Raw genomic sequence first — 8442 nt, 5'->3', positions numbered from 1 at the left:
CGATCGACGCCGGATCCAACAACGCCAACACCGCCGGCGGCAACGTCACCACCGACACCGACTCACGCGCCAGCAACCCCGTCAACGCCGAACCAAACCGCAGCTCAGCAGGAATCACCACCAACGCCGCACCCTGCAACAGGGCCATACACCACTCCCAGCCGAACGTGTCGAAACTCGCCGACGCGAACTGCCCCACCCGATCACCAACACCCACACCGAGCAGACGCGCATGACCAGCCACGAAACTCGCAAACCCCGCATGCGACACCAACACACCCTTCGGCCGACCCGTCGACCCCGACGTATAGATCACGTACGCCGGATGCGCCGCCACCAGCCCCGCATCATCAACCCGTCCCACCGGCAGGCTCGCCTCGTCCAGCACCAGCACCGGCACACCCACCGACCGGCCAGCCCGGGTCACCACACCAGCTGACGCGGTCACCACGACAGCCGGGCCAGCGTCGGCCAGCATGAACTCGACCCGCTCCACCGGCAGATCCGGATCGATCGGCAGATACGCACCCCCCGCCTTCAACACACCAAGCAGGACAACCATCAACTCAACGCCACGCTCCAAGCACACGCCGACCACACGCTCCGGCCCGACCCCGAGACCACGCAGCATCGCCGCCACCCGGTCCGAACGAGCCGCCAGCTCCCCGTAGGACACCGACACCCCATCGCAGACGACCGCGACAGCGGAGGGATCCCGCGCCACCTGAGCGGCGAACAACGATGGGAGCGTCGCCTCCGCGAGCGGGACCGCCGTGTCGTTCCACTCCACCAGCACCCGGTGACGCTCGTCCGCGTCCAGCACGTCGACGCGGGAGATCGGCAGGTCGGGGTCGGCCAGCAGCGAGTCCAGCACGCGCACCCACCGCTCAGCGATCGACGCCACGGTGGCGGGGTCGAACAGATCGAGCGCCCCGGTCAGCACCCCGTGCACGCCCGCCGGCGCGCCGCCGGCGTCGAAGGTCTCCGCCACGATGGTGTTGAGGTCGAACCTCGCCGCGGAGGTTCCGGCGGCCGCCGTGTCCTGCTCGCGAAGCCGAACCCCGGGCAGGTCCAGCTCCGCGTCGCCCGCGTTCTGGACCGTCAGCATCACCTGGAACAACGGGTGGCGAGCCAGCGACCGCGTCGGCGACAGCTCCTCGACCAGGCGCTCGAACGGCACGTCCTGGTTCTCGAACCCGGCCAGGCTCGCCTCGCGCACCCGCGCGAGCAACTGCGCGAACGTCGGGTCACCGGACAGGTCGGTCCGCATGACGAGGGTGTTGACGAAGAAGCCGACCAGGTCGTCGAGGGCCTCGTCACCCCGCCCCGCGACCGGCGTGCCGATGGGGACGTCGGTGCCGGCGCCCAGCTTCGACAGCAGGACACCGAGCGCGGCCTGCAACAGCATGTACGCCGTGACGCCCTCGGCCGCGGCGACCCGGCGCAGCCGCGCGTGCAGCTCGGCACCGATCCGTACCGGGACGGTGTGCCCGCGGTAGCTGGCCACGGCGGGCCGGCGCCGGTCGGTCGGCAGCGCCAGCTCTTCGGGCGCACCGGCGAGGGCCTGCCGCCAGTACCCGACCTGCCGGGCGATGAGGCTGTCCCGGTCGTCCTCGTCGCCGAGCAGGTCCCGTTGCCAGAGGGCGTAGTCGGCGTACTGGACCGGCAACGGCTGCCACTGCGGGGCACGGCCGGCCCGTCGGGCCAGGTAGGCGGTGGACAGGTCGGCAACCAGTGGCGCGGTCGACCAGCCGTCCCCGGCGATGTGGTGCATGACCACGACCAGCACCCGCTCGTCGCCGCCGGTGATCAGTTCCGCCCGGATCGGGATCTCCGCGGCCAGGTCGAAGGTGCGCCCGGCCGCGGCCAGAACCTGGGCGGGAAGCTCCGCCTGGCCGGCCTCGAGCGGCCGCACCCGCCAGTCCAGGTCCTCCATCGAGACGACGTGCTGGAACGGCCGCCCATCGGTGGTCGTCCGGAACACCGTGCGCAGCACCTCGTGCCGGCCGATCACGTCACGCAGCGCGGCCTCGAGCGCCGCCGCGTCCACCGCGTCCGAGAGGTCGAGCACCATCGGAACGTTGTAGAGCGCGCTCGGACCCTCGAGCCGGCCGATGAACCACAGCCGTTGCTGCGCGAACGACAGCGGCAAGCGTTCCGGCCGCGCCCACGGTGCCAGTGCCGGCCGGGCGGTTGCCGCGCCCGACAGCCGCTCCGCCAGCTTCGCCGGGGTCGACGCCTCGAACATCGCCCGCAGCGACAGCTCCGCCCCGAACACCGTCCGGACCCGACTCATCAGCCGGACGGCGAGCAGCGAATGCCCACCCAGCGCGAAGAAGTTGTCGTCGACGCCGACGTGCTCGATGTTCAACACCTCGGCGAACGCCTGGCACAACAGTTCCTCGCGGGCGTTGGCCGGGGCCCGGCCGGCGCCGGCCGTGGACATGAAGTCCGGGACGGGCAACGCCTTGCGGTCCAGCTTGCCGTTCACCGTCAACGGCAACGCGTCGAGGACCACCACCGCCGAAGGCACCATGTACTCCGGCAGCCGCCCACCCGCAAACCGCCGCAACTCCGCGTCGTCGACCGCGCCGACCACGTACGCCACCAGGCGCTTGTCGCCTGCGGTGTCCTCACGGGCGATGACCGCCACCTGGGCCACGTCCGGATGCGCGGCCAGCACGGCCTCGATCTCGCCCGGCTCGACCCGGAACCCGCGGACCTTCACCTGGTCGTCCGCCCGGCCCGCGTACACCAGGTCGCCGCCGGCGGTCCAGCGTACGACGTCACCGGTCCGGTACAGCCGGCCGCCCTCGTCGAACGGGTCGGCCACGAACCGCCCCGCCGTCAGTCCCGCCCGGCCCGCGTACCCGCGCGCCAGCGACGCGCCGGCCACGTACAACTCCCCCGCCACTCCCGGCGGTACCGGCTGCAACCGCGCATCCAGCACGTACGTCCGGGTGTTGGTGATCGGGCCGCCGATCACCGGCTCTTCACCGACGGCGAGCGGTTTCGACATCGACGCGCAAACGGTCGTCTCCGTCGGGCCGTACGCGTTCACCAACCGCCGGCCCGGCGCCCACCGGTCGACGAGCTCTCCGGCCAGCGCCTCACCCGCCGACACGATCGTCGACACCGACGCCAGATCGTCCGGTTCGAGGACCGCCAGCACCGCCGGCGGCAACGTCGCATGCGTCACCCGGTGCCGGGCCGCCAGCCCCACCAGACCGGCCCCGGGCAGCAGGTGCTCGGCCGGCGCCACCACCAGGCAGGCACCCGAGCACAGCGCCATCACCAGTTCCCAGGTCGCCGCGTCGAACCCTGCCGACGCGAACTGCAGGACCCGGCTGTCGCCGGCCACCTCGAACCGCTCCGCCTGCACCGCGGCCAGACTGGCCAGGCCCGCGTGCGTGACCACGACACCCTTCGGCGTCCCGGTCGAGCCCGACGTGTAGATCATGTACGCCGCCTGATCCGGCAGCACCCGGGTGCCCGGATCCGTCTCCGGCAGGCCCGGCAGCCCTGGGTCGTCCACCGCCACCATCGGCACGTCCGGCCCGGCCGGCGACCCGTCGGACACGACACACACCGCACCGGCGTCCGCCACCATGAACGCGGCTCGCTCGGCCGGCAGGCCGGGATCGATCGGCAGGTACGCGGCGCCGGCCTTCACCACCGCCAGCAACGCCACCACGAGGTCCACACCGCGGGGCAGGCACACACCCACCACCGCGTCCCGGGTCACACCCCGGTCGATCAGCAGCCGCGCCAGCCGGTTCGCCCGGCCGTCCAGCTCCGCGTACGACACCGACGAACCGTCGGACACGACGGCCGGTGCTCCCGGCGTCCGGTTCACCCAGGTCGCGAACAACTCCGGCAGCGTCGCGTCCGCGATGCCCGCCGCGGTGCCGTTCCACTCGTGCACGACGCGCCGCAGTGTCACCGGATCCAGTACGTCCACGCCGGACAGCGGCGTGTGCACGCCCCGGAGAGCGTCCTCCAACGCCGTCACCAGACCGTCGACGGCCGTACGGAACATCTCCCCGACCGCCCGCGGGTCGATCGGCGCGACCGCGTCCACGACCAGACCGAGGCTCCCACCGTCGTCATCGACCACGACGGCCAGCGGGTAGTTGGTCCGTTCACGGAAGTACACCGGCCGGACCTCGGCCGGGCCGGAGTCGCCGGGCCGGTTGTGCCGGTAGTTGAACATCGACGTGAACAGCGGGACGTCGGCCGGCAAAGCGCTCGCCCGCTGGGCGACGGTCAGCGGCACGTGTTCGTACGCCAGCAGCCCCGCCAGCTGGCCGCGCATCCCGTCGACCGCGGACAGCACGTCGACGTCGCCGGTGGGCATCCGCACCGGCAACATGTTCATCAGCAGACCCGACACGCGGTCGGACTCCGCTCCGGCGTTCATCCGGCCGAACAGCATCGTGCCGAACACCACGTCGTCCCGGCCGGAGACGACGGCCAGGAGTCGCGACCACGCCACGTGCATGATCGTGGCCGGGCTGGTGCCCAGGTGCCGGGCCACGTCGCGCAACCGCGCCACGACGTCGGCGTCCACGTCCAGATTCGCCGAGGCCAGCCCGGTGCCGTCCCGGCGTACGTCGCTGACCCCGAACGCGACGGTCGGCTCGTCCACGCCGGCCAGCAGGTCCGTGAAGTACCGCTCGTGCTCCCCGTTCGCCAGCCGGGCGCGGGTCTGGGCCACGTAGTCGCGGTACGGCAGCGGCTCGGGCAACGTCTCCGCCCGCCCGTCGAGGACGGCGCGGATCTCGTCCAGCAGGATCTCCACCGTCGTGTGGTCATGGACGACGTGGTGCATCCGCAGCAGCCCGAAGACGCGGCCGCCGGTGGTCTCGGCGACGTGCAGATCGAGCAGCGGCGCCCGCCCGAGGTCCATCGCCAGCCCGACCGACGACACCAGTTCGGCGGGGGAAGCGGCCGGCCCGACGTGAGCGACCGGCAGTGTCGCCGAGCGCCACACGACCTGGATGGGCTCGCGGAGACCGTCCCACACCACCGCCGTGCGGAACACGTCGTGCCGGTCGATCACCTGCTGCAGCGCGGCCGCGAACCCGTCCACCTGGGCACGGCCGGGAAACTCGAACACGAGCGGCGTGACGTAGACGTCGTCGCTGCCGTCGGCCAGGAGGTGGTGGAACAGCAGGCCTTCCTGCAGCGGAGCGAGAGGGTAGACGTCCGCGACGTTGCCCGCGCCCCCGGGCACGGCCGACACCACGCGGTGCAGTTCCGCGTCGGTCAGCCGAGCCAGCGGCAGCATCTGCGGGACGATCGTCCGGGCCCCGGCCGGGATCAGGTTCGGCGGGACCTGCACGGTGGCCGGGCCCGCCACCGCCGCGAGTCGCGCCGGCGATGCCGCGTCGAACAGCACCTGCGGCGACACGGAGACGCCACGCACCCGCAGCCACTCCGCGAGTCGTACGGCCAGCAGTGAATGCCCGCCGAGCTTGAAGAAGTCGTCGTCGACACCGACGGCGGCCACGCCGAGGATCTCGGCGAAGCCCTGGCAGAGCAGCTCCTCGCGGGCGTTCGCCGGCCCGCGGCCGGATCCCGCGGTGGACGCGAAGTCCGGCGCCGGGAGCGCCTTTCGGTCCAGCTTGCCGTTCACGGTCAGCGGCAGGGCGTCGAGCACCATCACGGCCGCGGGCACCATGTACTCGGGCAGCCGGGATCCGGCGAACTCCCGCACCTGCGCGCCGTCGGCCGGCCCGACCACGTATGCGACGAGTCGCTTGTCACCGGCGTCTTCGCGGGCGATCACCGCGACCTGGTGCACGCCGGGATGCGCGGCGATGACCGCCTCGACCTCGCCCGGCTCGATCCGGAAGCCGCGGATCTTGACCTGTTGGTCGGTCCGGCCCAGGTACACCAGGTCGCCGCCGGCGTCCCAGCGCACCACGTCGCCGGTCCGGTACAGCCGGCCGCCAGCGGTGTCGAACGGGTCGGCGACGAATCGTTCCCCGGTCAGCCCGGCCCGGCCCACGTACCCCCGGGCCAGCTGGACCCCGGCCAGATACAACTCACCGGCCACCCCGACCGGCACCGGCGCGAGCCGCTCGTCCAGCACGTACACCCGGGTGTTGGCGACCGGCCGGCCGATCGGCACGACCGCGGACCCGGTGGGACGCACCTCGTGGGCGGTCACGTCGACCGACGCTTCGGTCGGCCCGTACAGGTTGAACAACCCGACGTCGGGCAGGGTCTCGAAGAATCGGTCCCGGACCGTCGCGCTCAGCGCCTCGCCGGAGCACACCACCCGGCGCAACCCGACACACTCCGCGGCCTGCGGTGAGGCGAGGAACGCCTCCAGCATCGACGGCACGAAGTGCACGGTGTCGACCTGGTCGTCCAGGATCAGATCGGCGACGTAGGCCGGGTTGCGGTGCATGCCGGGTTCGGCGATCACCATCACCGCGCCCTGGATCAACGGCCAGAACAGCTCCCACACCGACACGTCGAACCCGAACGGCGTCTTGTGCAACACCCGGTCGCCGGGGCGCAGGCCGAACCGTGCCTGCATCCAGTGCAGCCGGTTCACGATGCCGGCGTGCGACACCACAACGCCCTTCGGCACGCCCGTCGAACCCGACGTGTAGATGACGTAGGCCGCCTGATCCGGCCGCACCCGCACGCGCGGATCCGTTTCCGGCGACCGCTGATCGTCGACCGGCACCACCGGCACCACCGGCACCACCGGCACACCGACGTCCGGCATCGACGCGGCCGACACGACACACACCGCACCGGCGTCGGCGACCATGAACGCGATCCGCCCGGCCGGCAGGTCCGGGTCGATCGGCAGGTACGCGCCACCGGCCTTGGTCACGGCCAGCAGCGCCACCACCATCGGGACCCCGCGGGGCAGGCTCACACCCACCACCGAATCCGCGCCCACGCCGCGGCTCATCAACGAGCGGGCCAGCCGGTTCGCCCGGCCGTCCAGTTCCGCGTACGAGACGGGCGCACCCTCGAACATCACCGCCGGCGCATCCGGCGTCCGCGCGACCTGGGCGGCGAACAGCTCCGGCAGCGTCGCGGCGGGAGCCTCGACCGCCGTGTCGTTCCACTCCCGCAGCACCCGGTCGCGCTCGGCGTCGTCGAGCAGCTGGATGTCGCCGAGCGCGCCCTCGGGCGTGGCGTTCGTGAACCAGTCGAGCACCCGCAGGAACTGACGGCCGACGCCCGCGCCGTCGTCCTCGTCGTGGAGGTCCCGGTTGAGCTCCATCGTCGCGATGACGTCGCCGGCGGCGGGCCGTCGGTACAGGTTGACGCGCAGGTCGTCGACGGGGCTGGTGACGATGCTGGTGTACGTCGCCGAACAGGTGCCGAACCGCGCCGGGTGCTCGAGCGGCAGGACGTTGACCACCGTGTCGTACAGGAAGCCGCCGCCGACGAGGCCGAGGTCGGCCATGAGGTCGGTGTACTGGTACCGCTGGTGGGCCAGGCCCTGCCGGGTCGACCGCGACACCTGCGCCACGAGCTCCGCGACGCGCATGTGCGGCGTCACCGTGAGCCGCACCGGCACGATGTTCGCCGTCATGCCGGGAATTCCGAGCTCGCGCCGCCGCGTACGGCCGTTGACCGTGACGCCGAGCACGATGTCCTGCGCGCCCGTGATGCGGTGCCGGTAGGCGGCAGCGGCGGCGATCACCAGCCCCGCGTACGTCGTGCCCAGCCGGCGTGCGGCGGCCCGCTGAGCGGCGGTCTCGTCGGCGGTGATGTCGTGGCGGTGCAGCACGGGCCGGCCGGCCAGGCGCCGCGCCGGGTGGCCGCGCGGCACGCTCGGTTCGGGGGCGCCGGACATGACGCCGAGCCAGTGGTCGCGGTCCCGGGCACGGTCGACGGACTGCCGGTACTCGTCGTCGGACCGCATCAGCACCGTGACGGGGGCCGGCGCCGGGCCGGTGGGCGCGCCGCCGGCCAGGAGCCCCTCGAAGATTTCGGCCAGCCGGCGTGCGAAGGCCGACATGCCGGACCCGTCGACCACGATGTGGTGGGCGCGCTGGTACCAGATGGTGTGCTCGTCACCCAGTCGCAGGATCGCGTGGCCGGTCAGCCAGCTCTCCACCAGTTCGACCGGCCGGTCGGCATCGGACCGCATCCAGTGCCCGGCGGCCGCCCGCGGGTCGGCCTCGGCGCGCAGGTCGACGACCTCGATCGGGTAGTCACCGGCGTCGGCGACGTACTGCCAAGGGGTGCCGTCCACCACGCGGATCCGCAGCCGGTACGCGTCGGCCTCGGCGACGGCGAGCCGCAGCGCGCGGAGCAGGAGCTCGACATCCAGGGCGCCCCGCAGCTCCATGAACTCGCCCGCGGTGTAGGCCGGGCCGGCGGGCGCGAACTGCTGCGCGTACCAGATGCCGCGCTGCGCGGACATCAGTTCGTGGAGCTCCTGCGCTGACGAATCCATGG

1 protein-coding gene is annotated in these 8442 nt (G+C 72.5%); it reads right to left on the bottom strand.

Features of this window, described 5'->3' with window-relative positions:
• A partial coding sequence (locus ABD332_RS55755; protein WP_344514555.1) for a non-ribosomal peptide synthetase occupies positions 1-8440 on the bottom strand: 8440 nt, incomplete at its 3' end.
• Positions 8441-8442: the final 2 nt, after the last annotated feature.

Origin of the sequence: Dactylosporangium maewongense (genome assembly GCF_039531485.1) — a bacterium.
GTDB classification, from domain to species: Bacteria; Actinomycetota; Actinomycetes; order Mycobacteriales; family Micromonosporaceae; genus Dactylosporangium; species Dactylosporangium maewongense.
The sequence above is the reverse complement of the archived record's forward strand: the minus strand, read 5'-3'. Positions and strand labels throughout refer to the sequence as shown.